At 42.5% G+C, this 19,497-nt stretch carries 13 protein-coding genes; 1 reads left to right on the forward strand and 12 read right to left on the reverse strand.

Going from position 1 to position 19,497, the window contains the following annotated elements; genetic code table 11:
* Positions 1-1,716 (forward strand): RagB/SusD family nutrient uptake outer membrane protein, encoded by a 1,716-nt coding sequence (locus KCV26_10295; protein ID WZX35702.1) that lies wholly within the window; start codon positions 1-3, stop codon positions 1,714-1,716.
* Between the two features lie 659 nt (positions 1,717-2,375).
* Here the strand turns inward: KCV26_10295 and KCV26_10300 are convergent.
* The 12 genes from KCV26_10300 to KCV26_10355 all read right to left on the reverse strand — a co-directional run bounded on the left by KCV26_10300 (position 2,376) and on the right by KCV26_10355 (position 19,459).
* Entirely contained in the window at positions 2,376-4,781 is a 2,406-nt protein-coding gene (locus KCV26_10300; protein ID WZX35703.1) for an alpha/beta fold hydrolase, read from the reverse strand.
* A gap of 61 nt (positions 4,782-4,842) precedes the next feature.
* Positions 4,843-6,222 carry a hypothetical protein gene (locus KCV26_10305; protein ID WZX35704.1) on the reverse strand — a complete coding sequence of 460 codons (1,380 nt, stop codon included), beginning with the start codon at positions 6,220-6,222 and terminating at the stop codon, positions 4,843-4,845.
* A gap of 29 nt (positions 6,223-6,251) precedes the next feature.
* A complete protein-coding gene (locus KCV26_10310; protein ID WZX35705.1) occupies positions 6,252-7,613 on the reverse strand; it encodes a neutral/alkaline non-lysosomal ceramidase N-terminal domain-containing protein in 1,362 nt (453 codons plus the stop codon).
* Between the two features lie 10 nt (positions 7,614-7,623).
* Positions 7,624-8,988 carry a DegT/DnrJ/EryC1/StrS family aminotransferase gene (locus KCV26_10315; GenBank protein WZX35706.1) on the reverse strand — a complete coding sequence of 455 codons (1,365 nt, stop codon included), beginning with the start codon at positions 8,986-8,988 and terminating at the stop codon, positions 7,624-7,626.
* A gap of 228 nt (positions 8,989-9,216) precedes the next feature.
* The gene (locus KCV26_10320) at positions 9,217-10,269 is read right to left on the reverse strand and encodes a hypothetical protein (protein ID WZX35707.1); all 1,053 of its coding nucleotides are present in this window, start codon (positions 10,267-10,269) and stop codon (positions 9,217-9,219) included.
* A 185-nt stretch (positions 10,270-10,454) separates the two neighbouring features.
* On the reverse strand, positions 10,455-11,828 hold the full coding sequence (locus KCV26_10325) for a DegT/DnrJ/EryC1/StrS family aminotransferase (GenBank protein WZX35708.1): 1,374 nt from the start codon (positions 11,826-11,828) through the stop codon (positions 10,455-10,457).
* Positions 11,829-12,418: 590 nt separating this feature from the next.
* Positions 12,419-13,486 (reverse strand): Tat pathway signal protein, encoded by a 1,068-nt coding sequence (locus tag KCV26_10330; protein WZX35709.1) that lies wholly within the window; start codon positions 13,484-13,486, stop codon positions 12,419-12,421.
* A 16-nt stretch (positions 13,487-13,502) separates the two neighbouring features.
* Positions 13,503-15,629 carry a hypothetical protein gene (locus KCV26_10335; protein ID WZX35710.1) on the reverse strand — a complete coding sequence of 709 codons (2,127 nt, stop codon included), beginning with the start codon at positions 15,627-15,629 and terminating at the stop codon, positions 13,503-13,505.
* Between the two features lie 92 nt (positions 15,630-15,721).
* Entirely contained in the window at positions 15,722-16,459 is a 738-nt protein-coding gene (locus KCV26_10340) for an SGNH/GDSL hydrolase family protein (GenBank protein WZX35711.1), read from the reverse strand.
* Positions 16,456-17,316 (reverse strand): N-acetylglucosamine kinase, encoded by an 861-nt coding sequence (locus KCV26_10345; protein ID WZX35712.1) that lies wholly within the window; start codon positions 17,314-17,316, stop codon positions 16,456-16,458. Before KCV26_10345 ends, KCV26_10340 begins: the two co-directional genes overlap by 4 nt.
* A gap of 47 nt (positions 17,317-17,363) precedes the next feature.
* Positions 17,364-18,632 (reverse strand): sugar MFS transporter, encoded by a 1,269-nt coding sequence (locus KCV26_10350; GenBank protein WZX35713.1) that lies wholly within the window; start codon positions 18,630-18,632, stop codon positions 17,364-17,366.
* Positions 18,632-19,459, reverse strand: a complete 828-nt coding sequence (locus KCV26_10355; protein WZX35714.1) for an N-acetylmuramic acid 6-phosphate etherase — start codon at positions 19,457-19,459, stop codon at positions 18,632-18,634. The genes KCV26_10350 and KCV26_10355 overlap by 1 nt, the downstream gene beginning before the upstream one ends.
* Positions 19,460-19,497 lie beyond the last annotated feature (38 nt).

Raw genomic sequence — 19,497 nt, forward strand, 5'->3', positions numbered from 1 at the left:
ATGAGAACTTCGATTATAAAAAAACTAGTAATTGGATTTGTATTTTTTTCGGCAGTTTTATCTTCATGCAGTGAGGCATTCTTGGACGAAAAACCTCTCGATTTTTTATCGCCGGAAAATGCATATACTACCGAAACGGGTATAGAGCAGGGGATTACTGCTATTCAAAATAGAATCAGATTTGTATATTACACCTATGGCTCTTTTGGTACAATGAATTGGGCAACACATGGATCAGATGTTGGATTCAATGGTGAAACACCAGACCGTGGAAGCCGGTATCTGAATTCGTACCGGGATTTAACCCCCACATTTACACCGGTAGTCGATCATTGGGTGAGGGGATTTGAAATTATTCAATGGGCCAACGTATTGATTGACGGTATAAAAAAGGCTGATGCGACAATATTCACCCAGGGAGAAGCCGGGAAAAATGCTTATCTTGCCGAAGCTCGTTTTTTCCGTGCATTTATATATCGCCACTTAGTTTCAACTTATGGAGACATTCCATTACTGGATGAACCGACAACAAAGGCAAAAACAGATTATGTAAGAGCCCCTGTCGCTGAAATTCACAAATTTATGGAAGAAGATTTCAAATTTGCTGCTGCAAATCTTCCTAAACCGGGAGAAGAGAGTGCACCCGGAAGAGTTACCCAAGGTCCTGCATGGCACTATTTAGCTGAAACCTATCTAGAGATGGGAAATGCACAAGAAGCTGTTACGGCAGCAAGCCATGCAGTGAATGATTATGATTATGCCTTAATGACTGAGCGATTCGGAAACAGGTTGGGTACAGATATTCTGGGTTCAGGTGATGCGTATTTTGATCTGTTTGGATATACTAACCATAACCTGCCTAACAATACTGAAGCTATGTGGGTGATTCAAGTAGAGAGAGGAACGTCGGACGAAACTACAATCAATTCTGCATATATTTATGGGCCACGTTATTTTGATATAGCACTAACCCCTGACGGAAAAAAAGCAACACTTGGAACTTTTTATGGCGGGAAGTATACCGGAATCTCCGATACACTTAGCCGTCCTTGCGCCAACGGACGAGGAACCAATCTGGTTCATTATTACATATGGAAGGACAATTGGGATAATGATATCCGAAACGCTGAACACAATCTCAGGAGGAATTATTATTACGACAATCCCGAATCGGCCTATGATGGACATAAGATTGATTTCAAACTCTATGAAGGAACACCGTATCCCCGAACCAATCCGTTAGATGATACAATACGACTGATGTTCCCTACATTTATGAAATTTCATGATCCCTGTAATTATACGGTGCAGTTACCCAGAGCAGGTTCCGGTAATACTCATAAAGACTGGTATGCGTTACGTTTTGCGGAAACATTACTGTTGCGGGCCGAAGCCTATTTGGGAATTAATCGTCCGGATTTAGCTGCTGCAGACGTGAATGTAGTAAGAGCAAGGGCTAATGCCAAGCCCGTATCAGCAAGTACTATTGATATAGACTACATTTTGGATGAACGTGCCAGAGAACTTTATGGTGAAGAATGGCGCCTTATTGCTTTGCGTCGTACCGGTAAGCTCATTGAGAGGGTACGGAAATACAACGATAATCCATTATGCCCGGGTGCACATATCGAGGAGCATAATTTCCGTTGGCCAATTCCTCAAACACAGATTGATTTGAATATTGATGCGGAATTTCCGCAAAATCCGGGATATTAAGACTTAGTTTTCGTCGTCAGAGTATTTTGGAGATAAAAAAAACGATCAGGGGTAATCCCCTGATCGTTTTTTTATGGGGTCACTTGCCCATTATTTCTCTAACTTGTCTCATTCAATTTAGGACGGTCTTAAATATCAGACTATCAGCACACATTTAATTTGTTTTGCTAAATTTACCGCGTTAAGGGTGTTTCTAGTATGAAAATAAGAGTCGTGACAACAGCTTCAAATGCGAGGGACGTTCAGGTTGTGCGATACCATAATAACAGAAGAGTACTGAGAGGTTCAGTCCATTTGTTTTTTTGAAACATCACTACATTTGCTTCGTGACTTTCGAGGAAGCTGGGTTGTGAATGAGTGAATTCTACAGGTACATCAAGGTCCCGACAACTACAGATTTTGGTAGGTTTAAAGAGTAATCGTTCAACAGATTGCGTCAATTGGATAAAAATATCGCCCATTTCGTTTTAAAACGGACAAAGCCAAATGCTAAGGGAAAATAGCTTCCCAAAGGCTATAAACACTTTAAGCAAAAAAAAGTACTTGATTTCTCGGTGAATAGAGAGAAAAGAAATATCTGCTATCAAGACTAATTTTCGAAGACATTTGTGTCAGGTATACCCTCAGTTATTAGGTATAAATTCCCATTTACAACTAACTTATTTTAAATATTTGTCGATAAATCGGTACGCATCTTCCCTTATATCAGAGGGAAAATCGTGACTTGCTTGAGGGTAAACGATTTTTAAATGATCCTCGCTATCCAAAAAACGATAAACCTCCCTGACGTGACTGATGCCTTTTCTGACGCCTTCAATAGAAAAATTGAGGTCAGATACAGGAGAATTTGAATAAAAAGGCCTGGGGGCAAGTGATGCAATGATTTCATCGAAATCAAAAGGGATTTTTTCAACATCCAGATTGTATTTATCCCTTATAAAGGGCATATATCGCTCTTGAGCCCACGGACCCAGACGGCCACCGTATCCGGCAGTTACTTGTTCACCGGGGTGGTAGTAGTCCATCAATGTCCATCCACAACTGGAGACGATTACTTTTATCCGGGGATCAAAGGCAGCAACAAACAGGGCATTATGACCACCCAGTGAGTGGCCTATAACCCCAATTCTCTTCTTGTCAACGTAAGGCAGGCTTTGCAGTATATCGACACAAGAGATATGGTTGAAGATCCCTTTCATTGTTCCCGAATCATAGCGGTCATTAGCAAAGTCGTAATTTTCCAGCTCACCCATACTCGGATAGTCTGGTGAAATAACTACATATCCTCTTTCTGCAAGCTCCTTGGCGTAAGCCCTGTTTTTAATACTGGTAACGCCATCTATTATCTTCTTGCCTTCAATGCCGGTTCCGTGAAGAGCAAGCATAGCAGGAGATAACATCGATTTATTTTTTGGCCGGTAGAGATAGGCGAACACTTTTTCAGAGGGTGCTGCCTCAAAGTTGATACTATAACGTACATATTTTTCATACACAGCAGAGTCAGTATAGATCACATGCAATTTTTTCTTCTGCCGTGGCGGGACTTTTCCCATGACAAGTTGCATATTGTTTAGTACCTCCTCTCTTTTTTTCTCCCATTCTTTTTTATTTGTGACAGGAAAAATTTGACCGCTACGATCTTTGTAGGTCAACAACTCCCGGGGTTGGTTGGCTTTGTTTCGGTCTAAAAGCCGCTTAATCTTCGTCAGGATCAACTTTTCCGATTCTGCGGTTACAGGACTGGATTCAATCTCATACCCTCCTTCAGCGTAGGCTGCCTCCGTTCCGATATAAAATGGGCCGTAATCACCGTAAGCTGCCATCGCAACAAAATGATCCGGCGCCATCTTTTTGGCTGCCAGCTGATACTCCACAAAGAGTTCACCCGGCATAAAGAGCAAACGGGCGTTATGAATACGCAAACAGGCGATTTCTATCCCCTTTCCTGCAACCCTCCTTTTATACCATCCCAAACGCCCCATATTGTTGGCAAGCAAACGGCTATCCATTTGATTCATGGTCGTCTCTATCTTTTTGATTTTATCCCGATAGGGTAGCAACAGGTTTTCGGTATCCCAACCCAGATCTTCTGATTGAACACTGAACTTTTGGGTATTATTCCACGCGCGCTCCATGCCGTCTGCCATTCTCTTTGCGAGGATGAAACGGGTTTCATGGCTGCCATCGTTATACTTTCCGGCTGCAACATTACCTCCAGCCCCGTTGAAATGAACATGCAAGGCATCCGGTACAGCCAATTGACGCAAAAAACGGGCAATACCGGGAAAATCAGGGTTGGTTGTTTTGGTCAGGTAGTAACTCTGCGGATGGGTTGCATAAAAACTCAATACAGCCAGCGGAGTATTCTCATTCCAGAAACTTACAAGCGACACATCCGGATCTATTAATCCCTCTGGCATGGAACGGAGGAGAGAATCCTTACTCGAAGAGCCACGCATCGTAACAATTCGTCCCTCTTTTTTGTAAACTCTTCTGTTTGAAGCTACCTGATGTATCTCCGCACTACCGATACCTATCTCTGTCACCTCCTTCACGTCTTTGAGTGATAAACGGATTGATGACTGAAGCCTTTGAATCAACTCCCTTGCAAAAGTGCCGTCAAAACAGCCTGCTGGAATGTTGTTTTCTTTTAAAATTTTTTCTGCAGTGAAATCACAGATGGGAGCATCGTGCTGATGAACTGTATGTACCACCACCCGGTTAGGAATAGTACCCGCAGCTTCGGCCATGGCTTCCTTGAAGGCATCCTGTGACTCGTTAGCAATACCTATCCAGTCAACAGAACACAACACGATAGGATCACCTTCGCCAAATAAAACAATGCCCTTTGCCCTCAATGTTTGTTCTCCGGAGTTTATCATCGGATCGTAAGTGAGTCTGCTCCCTATAGGTGGAGTAGCATCCACATCAAAAGTAGCAATCCTTATTCCTCGTTTCTCCCGGGGATCAACATTTGAAGTCTTTGAAAATGTTGATCCCGCAATACAAAGAAGAAGAAAAACAAATTGCATTCTCATTACTTTCAGCCGTTTGTTGTTAATCATCCCATCTTTTTTTTATAAATTCAACTTCTGTGAGTTTCCTCAGCCTGTTAGTAACAGTCTTTTATCGTTTTATATCGATTCTTACCAGATCTTCAATGACTTTTCCGTTGTTTTCGAATCTGGCCAGTGTGTAAATGTCGTTTTGGCTCCCCATTGCGATTGAGTTGACATAAGTAGGGAAAGAACCATCTTCATAAAAGACCGGTCCCAGGTCTTTGTATTTCTTTTCGGGAATATTGTATGTTACCACATGCAGGTGTTCCAGGCCTTTAGCTGCACCCATGTTAATTTTATCAAGACCGGCAACTCTAACGCCATCCTTGTAGATAGGAGCTCCGGTAAGATAATAGATAACGCCGTCTTTAATTTTGAATCCAAGATAACCATAGCTGAACTGGTCGGACATTCCACTTTTTCTGGACGGTTCCGAAGTAATTCTATCCACAATCTCCACTTTCTTGTTAAGGGGATCAAAGGTGAAAAGATAACCGGAGTTGCCATGCACGCCGTATGCTTTATTTTCCGGTTCGTACCAGTATATTTTTCTCCAGTTATATCCCATACTGCCGGCATCACTGGCATCAAATTTCCCAAAATAATCGAGTCTCAAATCCACTCCATCCATTTTTTTCAGTTGAGGATCGGAAGGATGGTAATAATAGATGTCTCCTTCGGCAACAGAATAATAGACATTGCCATCCCTTGGATCTACGAACATAGAGCGGCAGAGCACCCTGTAGTCTTTCCCGATTACACCGTTTTCTCCCTGTTCACTAACAAGGCCTAAATTGTTCATCTTGTTGGTATTGAGGTCATAGTCGATAAAATATCCTTTAGGCCAGGTAATACCATAAAGGTGTCCCCTCTCTTTGTCCATGGTCATGGTGAGAATCCCCTCTCCGTCGGGGGCAAGTCCGAGACTTACCAGTTTTTTGGTGCTCATGTCATAATAAAGAAAATGACCACCCGGGTAAAGCTTGTAGCCTTCCGGTGCATTTTTCGGCAAATGTTCCGCACCGTCAATCATTTCGTAGTAACCTACATGAGTTGAGAAGTACAGTTTATTGTCATGTTCGTAAAATTCGGTATGACTTTTTCCCTGCGCAATGTAGTTTTGTTCTTTCTCTCCCAATGCTTCAGATAGGTCGGCTATAAACTCTGTCTTATCTAGCTGAGGATCATATGAATACATCTGACCGCCCACATCGTGACGAGTAGAGGAGAGGATATAGTAAATCTTTCCGTCGCTTGCTTCCGTAATTGCATTATAGGTATCGTGTGCATCCTCAAAACCTGAAAAATACCGTTTGGCAATCATTGTATCGGTTTGATTCCCAGAGGAAATTTCACTTAGATTTGCTTGCTTGTTTTGTTGAACGCATTGAGTAAAAAACAACGCTAGTAATAGTATAGCACTGTAAAACAAATAATTTTTCTTCATGATGTTAATCTTTTCAAATGATAATGATTTTATTTTGTTGTAATATTTTTTAATTCGCTAATAATCTTTGATTCTACTGATTTACTCCATTTGGAAGGTAAACCATAAACCCGTTGTGAGGTGTCACCCTCATATCCTCCCTCTTCGAGGATCACTTCGGAAGGTATATAACCCATAACATCGTTGGCATATGACATCACAAAAATCTGCTCCCCGTAAGTCTGTTTCAATTTCACGCTGTATGCAATCACAGATTCTCCTCCGAGAATAAACAGTTTCTGTTGGCCAATTTGCCAGTATCCAACAGGAAACGGGTAAGATTTAATCAAATGGCCCTTAGTTTTCAGTTCACTGATGATGCCATTAGCCCATCTGGCCTGATAATCACTACCTTTGGCTATAACTTGTAGTTCTTCTGTTGGAAGAGGGTCATCGATCAAAAGATCTATTTCGGAATACCTTGTGATCAGATTGCTCTCCTGCTGAGGCATCTCTTCAGAAAGAACCCGTTCGACAGTGGCAGCAAGTTGCTTGCCATACTGAATTGCCAGAGGAACGGTTCTTCGGGGAAGAGGATTCTGGTCAGCACCGGCGCCCTGAAAGAACATGGCTGTTACACCCGGATAGCGTTTCTCCAGTTCCAGCTGGGCAAACCCGGCATAATCTCCGGAGAACATATTGATGGACAATGTTGTAGGGTGGCAGGCATAACCAAAAACTACAGCCAGTAATTGTTTGTCCGGTGATTCGATCTTAATGACCGGCACAGCATAATCGTTGGGGCCTTTCAGTTCAGTGGTAGGTGTAATGCTGTTTTCCCTGTTGTTACGCCTGTTCACCTGAAAGCGTGTAATACCGTTTTGCGTATAAATGTGCGCCGGTTGTAGATTTTTTATCGCCTGGTCAACCAACTCAACCAGCTTCTCTTTCAGTTGTTCCGTATACTTGTCCACAACCTTCCAATCCTGCTCAGTCATTGGATAGATATACTGCAATGCGCGAGAGATGACAGGTCCGGAGTGTGTATGGGAACTGCTCAGAATTATCTGCGAATTGTTCAGGTTGTATTTACGGTTTATCAGATTTCTCACCTCATCCGAGAAATCCTTTGAAACACCCAGTATGTCCATCGTAATAAGCAAGGAACGATTGCCTCGTGCATCTTCCAGCAGGAGAGCCTTAGCCCATAAGTCATGCAATTTCCCTTCCGACGGGGAAGTGCGACTGGAATAACCTGCCATCCATGTGGGTTCGTTTGGGGTAATCACGGTTCGTCCCGTGCCGATTTTCCAGGTATATTTTTCCTCGTTATCATTCACAGCTTGCAACTGTAATATAAAAAACGACAGGAAAAATAGTTGTAATCCAATCCGTGTAATTATTTTCTTCATCAACGAGTGGTTATTTTGTTTTAGCTACTATAAGCTCTGCATGTTTTTGAATTTTCTCTATTGCTCCCGCAATTTTATCTAAGTCTGATTTTGAACTGAGAAGTAGACTCTGGGAAATCCATACCGCTTCTTCATTACAAAGCTTCTCATTCAAAGGACATTTATTTGCTTGCGCATATTTTTCATAATTCAACCGTTCTGTTGGATAAAATTTCTGAAAATATTTGCTCTCAAAAGCGTTTTTCAAATAAGGCATTTTGTTCAACTCACTATACCCGGCAGAACAAGGTATGCCTTCAGCCTGCAATGCTTTCAGGAATTCAGCTCTCGATAATCCCTTGAAATATTCCTTGTGATATCTGAAGGGAAAAAGGTGGTATGCAGCTTTTGTTACATTTTTATATAACTTATAAGGGGATATACCGGGTATATCACCGATGAGTGATTGGAGGTAGGTGGCATTTTTGTTTCTCAATTCAGTCTCAGCTTCAAGCCGTTTCAACTGTGCCAACCCAATTGCTGCCTGATATTCCGTGATACGAAGCTTGGTGCCGATCATCACAGTGCCGGCTCCAATTTGTCCTGCCGTGGTTCCGTGTGGATTGCCATAATTGTGATAGGAATAACAGCGATCCATAAACGCATCATCATCACTGATGATTGCGCCTCCTTCCCCCATTGCCATATTTTTGGAATTTTGGAAACTGAAACAACCTGCTTTTCCGAATGTTCCCACCTTCTTCCCGTTAATTTCGGCCAACCATGCCTGACATGCATCCTCCACGACCAACAGGTTGTGTTTTGCAGCAATTTTCATGATTCTTTCCATATCACACGGGAGGCCGAGAATATGAACCGGAAGAATTGCCCGGGTGTGAGGTGTTATCTTCTCTTCAATCTTATTGGGGTCCATCTGGAATGTTTCAGGATCTACATCCACGAATACAGGTATTGCGCCATTAAACAGAATACTGGATACAGAAGCAATAAAGGTATAGGGCGTAACCAACACTTCATCGCCCCAACCAATCTCCAACTGGGCAAGAGAAGTGTTCAATGCATTGGTTCCATTGACAACTGCCAGGCTGCGTTTAGCACCCAGCAACTGTGCCCATTTTTTTTCAAACTCGTCTGTAACCTTACTCCTCGACCAAACGCCGCTGCGCATGACCTCGAGAAGTTGCTTCTCATCGGTCGCAGGATTCCATATTGGCCATTTGGGCCATTGGCCTGTAAATGATTTCTCACCACCCAGAATAGCAGGTTTTATGTCAACTTTATTAAAAGCCCAAGCTTTTTGGTTACCAAAACCATTTAGTGTCATCAGGGAAGCGCTACCTATTACACTTTTTTTGAAAAATTTCCGTCTGTTCATATTATTTATTGAATGATTTTGTATTTGTACAATGAATAACTGTTCGTCGCTGCTAATTTAATGTTAATTCAACTTCCACAAACTTCATTAATTAATCTGTTTTTAAAATTTAGGTACTTGGCTACATTCGCATTGCTATAATGTCAATTTAAAATTAGTATGAAAGCTTCCAACCCGGAGTTTGTAAAGCCGGTCTGGAACAAATGCATTTTTTTCCTTTGTATTACATTACCAATCGGAAGGAAGTTCCAGAGACCAGACATCATTGCTTAACGGCGGGATCATTCCTCCGGCTATCCATATTTTATTTTGAAATACAAAAACAGCATGTTCGTGTCTTTCCTTCCATTTTGATCCTTCCGTTTTTAACTCTTTCCAGTCTTTACCATTTTTTGAATACCAAACATCATCCCAATTCTTATAAGGGTTTCCCGACCAACCTCCTATCATCCACATATACCCTCCGTATACTACTGAAGAAAACCATATTCGTTCGTGCCATTGTGCATTTTCAGTCTCTTTTTGCCAATGAACACCATCCGAACTGCTCCAAACGTCATTATAACCCCAATATTCCGGGTCATAGTTTCCTCCACCCATTACATAAATCCGATCATTTAATACGACAGCTTGATGAAAAGCTCTGGGTGACCATTCCGCATTTTTTGTTGCAAGTGTCCAATTTTTTCCATCATCCGAGCACCAAACATCATTCAAAAGACTATTTTTGTTACCATAATAATAGTCTGTAGTTCCTCCTAATATCCACAACTTGTTTTGAAAAGAAACTATTGCTGCGGCACATCGCGGAGTCCATTCTGCATTTTGGGTAACCAAATTCCAATCTTTACCATCTTGAGAAGACCAAACCATATGGCTGGCCGATCGGTTTTCTAAGCGGCCATTGTACCAGCCTCCCATCATCCACATTTTACCTTTAAAAGATATGCTCATAGGTAAATCACTGTGTATCCATGGAGCATTTCTAAATACAAGCTCCCAGTTCTTGCCGTCTTTCGATCGCCATACATCTCGGGGAGGAGCTTCGTATGAGTTATGCCACCCACCCAATATCCACATATATCCGTTATGTACAACTTCTCCCTGTGAATCTCTCGGTGACCACGCTGCCGTTTCCTGCTCTAATGTCCATTTAAAAGTGTCCTGTGCGTTCACAATAAATGAGTGTAATAGAGAAAAGGAAAAAAGGATAATGCAAAATCTCATACCCCGTTTCTGTAATGTATTTGTGGTTGACAGAATAATTACTGCTTCAGCCATGTGTTTTCGGCGAAGATATACTCCGGCGCATGCCAGGTTTTCAATACGGAAAAATCATTCAAACGTATCCCCAAAATTTTGGTAGAATCTAACCGTCGATATATTTCCATTCAAACCGGGCATGCGACTATCTTGTATAGCCGGAGCAGACAACCTGTGTGCAAAATATTACGCAGTTCTTGTATTTATTTGAGTTTCGCAACGTTGTTATGGATTTTATCTACAGCGTTGATAATGTCGTCCATATCGGATTTCGTTCCGAGCATGAGTCCGCCATTCCAAATCCAAAGTGCTGAACCGTAAGTTTTAATCAAAGAAGGACAGTGATTTTTTTGCTTATATTTTTCAAAATCCAATTCGTCTGCAGTGTAAACCTTTTGGTAAATTTCGGATTTGAATACCTCACGCATCATCGGCTGACCGTAAAGAGGATCGTTCGGATAACCGGTCCCTACCGGAACACCTTCGGCACTGAGCGCTTCGATAAACCGTTGACGCGGCAGTCCGTCAAGTTTGTCCTGGTTGTAAACCATGGAGTAAATGTAATAGGAAGCCGCTGTTGCACCCTTGTGCAATTTGACCGGTGTGATACCGGGATAGGCAGCAAGTTTCTCATTCAGGTAAGCTCCGTTTTCGTTCCTGATTTTGTGTTGCTCTTCGAGTTTTTCCAACTGACACAATCCAATTACAGCCTGGTACTCAGCCATACGAATTTTGTTTGCCAGGATGAGCGCCGAAATAGAACTTATTTGCCCGGATACAGACCCTGATGCGTAGCCGAAATTATGGTACGAATACAGCCGGTCAAAATATTCGGTGTCGTCAGTCAGGATTCCTCCTCCTTCGCCTATAGGAAGGTTTTTCGATGCCTGAAAGCTGAAGCAACCGGCATTACCGAATGTTCCGACTCTTTTACCTCCGATTTCTGCCAAGTGAGCCTGACAAGCGTCTTCCACAACGAACAGATTATGTTCCTTGGCAATCTTCATAATTTCTGGCATATCAGATGGATATCCGCAAATATGAACTGGTAAAATACCCTTGGTCCGAGGAGTAATTTTTTTCCTTATCTGTTTGGGATCAATCTGGAATGTCTCCGGATCAATGTCTGCAAAAACCGGCATGGCCCCTTTATAGAGGATGCCGAAAATTGAAGCGCTGAAGGTATAAGGGGAACAGATTACTTCGTCGCCAGGACCAATATTCGATTGCATCCATGCTGCACTCAAAGCGTTAGTACCATTAACCGTAGTGAGACAATGTTTCGACCCGTGCATTTCTGCCCACTTTTTTTCAAATTCAGCAACCTTGCGGCTCCGAGACCAAACCCGGTTACCCATCACTTCGTTCATTTTAGGATTGAATTTTTCAGCATCCCATTGCGGCCAGGTCTGCCATTTCTTATTCCCCCGGACAGGGATTCCACCGAGAAGGGCAAGCTTATCCGAAGTGTCCCGGGAATTTCCAAAAACGGGCGTAATGCCCGATACTGCTACCCCTGTTGTGGCGGCAGCTAATGTACCTATAAAGCGACGACGACTGATTTCATTACTTTTCATGTTGATTACTTTTTATTAATTAAACTTGTTATTTTTTAAGTGTGTTTAGTCCTAAAAACCGCTTTAGGCTTATAAGACAAAAAAGTTGATTATCCGGGAGAAAGGCTGATCTTGCTAGCGGATTTCCGTTTACATTTTCTAATTTCTATCTAAATACATATGTTCCGGTGTTTTCATAGAGGAATCGAGGATTTTCTTAATGCGTTATCTACTAACAGTTTTGTTATTAAATAATTTACGTTAAAGTACTCCGGTAAAAAAAATGTTTTAGAATGCCATTCACTTGTCCATGGACTATGTTTATGTAATGGGAAAAGTTTTTCATCAGAGTGATAAATCAATGGCACATCTTCATTTGTTTTTTGTAGAATTAGTCGTTTTTGTTTAAATACCAACTTAAAATTACACTATGCCGAAAAACATTTTACTGAAGAATTAAACACAGATTTGACCTTTAAAAATGATGCTTCCCCTCAATGACAAATATAGAATACAATTGATTAAATTTATTTTCTAATTACGCAACCCATCCCTCAAAATACGCAAATATCCTCAACAAAAGCACATTAATTTCTACTGTTTTTTCTGTTTCAGCTACGGTTCCGAATCACTTCTGCAACCTGATCAATTGCATCGATGTGTTTTTGTTGACAGGCAGGAAGTGTTGGTCTCCATACAGTCTGCATAAAACCTTTCAGTCGCTCCGGGGCAATCTTCTTTTCACAATATGTTACTGTTTCTCTGAAATTTATATCATTACTGTGGTTGCTGCCCGTTGGTACTTGGTCAAAACCATGCTCTTCAAGCCGATCGTATATCCTGACATATTTTTCATTCAATGCGTTGTCAAACTTTTCAAACTGAGTCCCATAGTACCAGTTACTCTGGAGTACAGATTTTGGCATCTTCTTAAAGAATTCATCCGGAAAACTCCATACATAATCAGACCAGATCCAAGAACGGACATTCTGTTTTTCAACTTGTTCAGTCAGAAAATAGAAGTCGTGCCACCAAAGGTCACCCTGTCGTACCACCACATTTTGATGTGTTCTTTGGTTTTCTGCAGTCTCCTCGTCCATCCCGAGGTGGAAGAAACGGGGTTTATCAAATAAATCGATCACTTCATGAATTAGGTTGGAGCATACCTTATAATATGTATCAGAGGAGATCATGCGTTGATAGGGTCCCAACCAGGCTTTGTGTCCTGTTGAAAAATTTAGTTTGGGTATGGGCTCCAATCCAAGTTCACGAATTGTCTTTAATTCTTTTTTCAATTGGGAGGGGCTCCAGGCTCCATTAACCGCAATTTCCGGGTGACTGTCGTATTTTACACCGTCTCCCAAATCAATTAAAACCATATTCATCCCCACATCAGCCATTCTGATTAATAAACGATCCCACATCTTTTTATCAAATGAAAGATCAGGGTGATATTTATGTGCCCAAAGATAGGCTTCCCGGCAATCATTACCCGTGAAAACTGAGTCCTGATAAGGTGCAGGTGTGTGATCTTCCCACATGTTGTAGCTCAAGTGAAGGAGATTGGCCCAGATAAAATCATTTTTTTGTTTTCCGCTCTTTTCAGCGAAAAGAGATTGAGGGACATTGGCCATCAAGCTAGCTGCTGCGATACTCTGAATAAAATCTCTACGTTTCATCGTTTTACTGTTTTAATTATTGTGCTACGGCATAAACTCTGATTCCAGTCAAATCCACTTCCAAGATTGTTTTTCCCCGTGCCCGGGAAAGATGGATTTCCCTTGACTGATCTCCTAATTCAGGGCTATACAGATTTAGTTTTGTAATATCAAACTGTTTTGTGTCAATCTCAAACTTCAATACGTTATTTTTAATACTCGATTCAATTCTACTTAATACGGGTGATTGACCGATATCTTTTACAGTTGGATGGGGAATTGCTTTCATATTGGTATTCATAAAATGAATCACTCTCTTCCCTTTGTAATCACGTAACCTTACTACCCAACCGATATCGCCAGAGACCTGACGTACTATCGGTGAAAAGGACTTGTCCAGAACAAATTGCTGAAATACATTGTCGTTATCAGAAATTGAATCTATCAGTTTCAGATTTTTCCGCTTGCTGTTTATCAATATATCGGAAAGGGGTTTCTTCCTTAGGTTTCCTTTCTCATCGTGGGTGCCAAAGGGAAGAGAGACCCAGAGTGTACCTCCCCTGGATACATATTTTTCAATGGCATTATACTGGTTGTCAGATAGGGATGCCACACCATCGAGCAAGAGCGGACTCTTTTCTGAAAGCAGACAATTTACATCCGATAATTCTTTGTATCTGAGAATTCTATAACCAATATTATTTTCTAGAAATTTTTTTGACCACATTTTTGTCTTATTCCAGTGTTCTACACCTTTTTGGTCTTTCCAGCCGTTAATCCTGCAATAATAATTGTACACCAATCTAACTTCCGGAAGATCTTTCGATTGATGGTGATTGAGATCGCTGAGCTTCATTTCCCAATTGTTGTAAGGGCGGATCATATCTTCTGTCTCCATAGAATCGGCAGGGTCCTCTTCGTAAACCCGATGCTGAAATGTGCTTGCCCAGTTAGCCACTCCCCAGAAGCGTGCAAGGCTCCATCCCAGATAACCACCGTCGGGATAAATGGTGTAGCTCAGGGCAATTGCGGGAGAATTACCTCTTTTCTCTGCAATATCTTTCTGTTGCAGTGCTTCAGCATCCATTTCTCCCCAGTTTACGGAGCGAATGTTGATCCCCACATTCTCCAACATATAAAAATCGAGTTTATCTGCAATACGTTCGAGGTTAAGAGATATTGAATTGAGTATGATGGGTCCGGTGCTCGAACAACAGGTGAAGAGCGGTTTATTGCCAATAACCTTTTTTACCATTGTTACATGATCGGCAATAATATCATCCTTCATTTTTATCCAGTCCCTGAACACAGGATTGCCATAGTTACCCCATTGGAGCATTGGTTTAGTAATATCTCCCCAGAAATTCGTGTCGGTTACCGGGGGAAACTCATGTCCATAATCGCGTTTGAATCTTTCTCTGCAATATTTGCAACCACAAGCCCTAAGACCCACATAGTCACACATATCATCGATTTCATAACCATCAAAGTCCACTTCTTTGATGAGGCGCTCCAGGTATTTCTGATGCATATCCAGGAACCCCGGGTTGTTGTGACAGAAAGCCTCCATCTGGTATTGACGTGCATACCCTCTGCTACCATCAATGATATCTACCTCAACAAGATCCCTGAAGAGATGCCCTTCATATTGTGCATGCTCCGCAGCTTCCGGATCATGAAACAGCAGAACATGATGACGATGTGTCCGGTGCAGTTTCTCCCGCTCTTCTTTTCCCCTCGGACGGTGTACATGATTACAGGAATAATGCTCGATAAACTTAATATCGTATTGGTTCAGTTCCTCCTTCACGAAATGAAAGTATTCATTCAGACGACCGAAATAGTTTGAATAGTCAAATCTCACATGAAAACCATAGTTCATGGCTGTATCAATATGGGCGCTGGCAAAACCTTCTGCCCTCCTTTTCACCTTGTCTTTAATGACCTTTTGCGACCAAAGCAAATCATCCAGTGTATTCCACCAGCTGGCAACCCGTCTGGGTCGGAAAGGGATATCTGGAGCTGTAATCAGTCTCTGATCCGGAGTGATGGAAAGAAATGGATGTTCTGCAACAGCAGAATAAAGTTGATTCCCCAATCCTGTTCCGGCAACAACCAGTGCGGAACTTTTGATAAAATCTCTTCTGTTGATAATTGTTTTCATGTAATACTTATATTTTTAACCCTATGGTATAAGCTTTCTGTCCCGAAAAATTGTTTAAACACCGGTTATATATGATTGTATTGTTTTCAACACTATTCCGCATTATTCCGGAAGTTTTCAGATTCATTACTCAAAAAATGAGTTAACGAACGGAATAATGCATCTGCAATCAGCTCATGTCCCAGATCATTGGGATGGATACCGTCCAGGTATAGAAAATCAATATCACCCGCGACATGGGTTGCAGAAGCATGTCGGCTGAACAATTCCCAGGAATCAACTAACGCCACCTTTTGTTCTCTGGCGATAGCCCGTACACAGTTGGCATACTTCTCTACCTGGCTTTTTCTGAACTGCTCATACCTGCTACCCAAAGGATTCGGCGTGAGGAGGATTACATTTCCCCCTTGATCTTTTATTTTTTTGATAAAATATTCAAGGTTCTCACGGTATTTTACCAAAGGTATCCTTGGTTTGCCTTTGATTCCCTCATCCTGATAAGCATCATTCAGTCCGAAATTAATAATTACCCAATTGGGTCGGAGATCCAGCACATCGGTTTTAAACCGATCCATCCCGTGTTTTACCTTTGCAAAATCATTATCTTTAATTGACCCGGTATGGCTGCTTCCAACCCCTGAATTGACTACACAAGCACAAATGCCAGCCTGGGTAAGTTTCTCTTGTAACCTGACCGAATAGACTTTATCCACCCCTTTTCTAAAGGCAGTGGTGGAATTGCCAAAGGCCACAATCCTTAATGAGTCGGTCTGCGGCAGGGCAGAGATAGATATCAGAAAAAAGAATATGACAGAAAGAATTTTATTCATGACAGATCTTTTCGGTGATAGGCAATCAATCCCTTTATCGGATCTTTATCAATAATTCCCAGTAGCATGCCCTGTTCAATAACTACCCTTTCCAGGAGTTCGCGAAAATAGTAAGCGATGGAACCGACACAGTTAAACTTGTATTTCCGGTAGTTGGGATACAGGACTACAATATTCCGGAAGAAATCCCGAAAGGCGCTGACTATCAGGTGTTCATAATAGGAGTCCTCCTGTAAATGATCACCTGCAAATTTTGCAAAGGAGGCGCAGTAACGATTGGCTAAAGGATGTTCATAAACTTTGTTCAACAAATCCGTACCGGTGAGATTATACGTTTGAAAAAAAACATCCCTGATTGTATCAGGCATCACTTCCCGGATATAATCTCCAATTAATTTCTTCCCTATATAACTGCCGCTTCCTTCATCACCCAGCAGGAATCCAAGTGATTCAATATTGACTGTCACCTCTTCCCCGTTGTAAATACAGCTATTGGTTCCTGTGCCCAGGATGGCGGCAAAACCTTCCTTATCACCCAACAGTGCACGGGCAGCAGCCAGCAGGTCGGTTTCAATAATAATCTGCGCCGATGTAAAGACACCTGATATTCCTTTTACAAGGATGTTGTCAGTCTCCTGAGAATAGCCTCCACCAGCACTATAGAAAAAGATTCTTTCAACACTACAGGTCTTCTCTTTCAGCTCTTCTGGCAGTTTCTTCTCCAGTGAGTCACGGATGTAGTCACTCCCCACGAAAAAAGGATGGTACCCCTCAGTCTCAAATTGCAGCACTTCCCCTGTCTGATCCAGCAGCACCCAGCTTGTCTTTGTTGATCCTCCATCAGCAATCAGTATCATATCAGTTAATAATTCGGTGTTAAAATTTGTGTAACTATTTTTTGTTGCTACCTCTTTCTGATTCTGATTTTGTGTCCCCACAAAGCGTAGAGCGCAATAATCATATAGCAGGGGACTACCATCCAGTATGCCTGACGTGCATCCAGGCTGCCAGCCAGTCGCTCGTAGATGAGCGGCAGTACGGCTCCTCCGGAAATAGCCATCACTAACAGGGAAGAGCCAGTCTTGGTGAATCGTCCCAAATCGGATATTGCCAGGGGCCATATGGAAGGCCACATCAAGGAGTTAGCCAATCCCAACAGCGCAATAAAAAGTACCGACACAAAACCACTGGTTAGCTGAGAGGCGATGATGAAAATAATGCCGAGCAGTGCGGAAAATATGAGTGACTGCTGCTGAGAGAAGTATTTGGGGATACCGATGATTCCAATAACATAACCCGTCAGCATGAAAAAGAGGGTCATTGAAGTGAATAGCTTGGCACTGCTTAAAGCTATTCCCTGGTAAGAGCCATATCCTATAATGGTGTTCCCGGCAATCACTTCGACCCCTACGTAAAGGAAGAGGGTGAAGACGCCTAGCATAAGGTGTGGGAACTGAACAATGCTTTTTTTTGAAGCGCTATAACTAGTCTCGGACGACCCCTCCGTTTCTTCCTCAACCACCTCCGGCAGTGAGGAAAAATAGATTGCCAAGGCAACCAGTACAAGCAAGGCTGCAATCAGCAGGTAGGGTACAATCACCTTGCGGGCCAGTTCATCGAGCACTACTGCTTTGTCGGCAGCGGCCATCGTCTCGAGTGCAGCAGTAAGTCCGTCTGCATCCTTCAGGACAATGGATCCCAAGATGAGGGGCCCCAGAATACCGGCAACACCATTGCAGATGCCCATGATGCTCATCCTGCGGGCTCCGCTTTCCCGGGGACCAAGAATGGTCACGTAAGGATTGGATGCGGTTTGCAGTATGGAAAGGCCTAATCCCTGGACAAACAGTCCGAGGAGGAAGATGGCATAAATACGGGTTATCGCTGCCGGAATAAACAGCAATGAACCAACAGCCATGCTTACAAGACCAAATGTGAGTGCATTCTTGTAGCCGATCCTTTTCAGTAGATACCCTGAAGGGATCGCCATCACAAAATAGGAAATATAGAAGGCTGAGGAGACCAACATGGCCTGGATTGATGTCAATTCACAGGCAATCTGCAGATAAGGGATCAATACGGCGATAGCCCAGGTGACGAAGCCAAAAATAAAAAATAATCCCCCGATAATCATTAAAGGGTAGAGATAAGCGTTCTTGCGTGCAGCATCCATCACTTTCTAATCCCTCCGTTTTGGTGTAACGTTTTCAAGGCATTGGCTACACTGCCTTGTTCAAGCAAAAACGTATGTGCCTGATCGTAGTCTCTGATATCGGATTTGTCCATCAAAATCCGCACAGCCCTGTCGGTAATCTTGCGGTTGATCAGCTGCACGTTTACCATTCTGTTGTCGAGCACCCTGCCCATTTGGATCCAGACCGTAGTGCTGATCATGTCAAACACCATCTTCTGTGAAGTGCCTGCTTTCATCCTGGTGCTGCCGGTCACGAACTCGGGGCCGGTGATAACTTCAACCGGATAGTCAGAGACTTCCGCGATCGGTGAGCCGGGGTTATTGACAATGCAGCAGGTGGTGATTCCGTTTTCTCTGCAATTCTTAAGGCCGCTCAATACAAAAGGTGTAGTTCCGCTGGCCGAGATGCCCACCACGATGTCACGGGATGAGACACCCTTTTCGGTGAGCATCTGCCATGACTCTTCGGTATCGTCTTCTTTCTCTTCCAGCGCCAGTATCAGTTTATCTATACCACCAGCGAGCACAGCGCAGATGGTATCATCTTCCATACCAAAGGTTGTGGGTAGTTCCAGTACATCAAGCACTGAAAGACGTCCACCTGTGCCAGCTCCCAGATAGATCATCCGTCCACCTGCTTTCACTTTCTCCACAACAGCATTCAAAAGCCTGTCGAGCTGCGGCTTGGCAGCCTCAACTGCCAGTGCAATTTTTTTATATTCAGAAATCAATCCAGATGTCAGTTCTTCTACACTTTTCTTCTCCAGATCGTTGTATAACGAGGGTTGTTCGGTAATTTTTTCCATATTTGTCTTGATGAGTAAAATAAGTTGTCCTGTTCGTT

The sequence above is a fragment of the Petrimonas sulfuriphila genome (genome assembly GCA_038561985.1).
Classification (GTDB): domain Bacteria; phylum Bacteroidota; class Bacteroidia; order Bacteroidales; family Dysgonomonadaceae; genus Petrimonas; species Petrimonas sulfuriphila.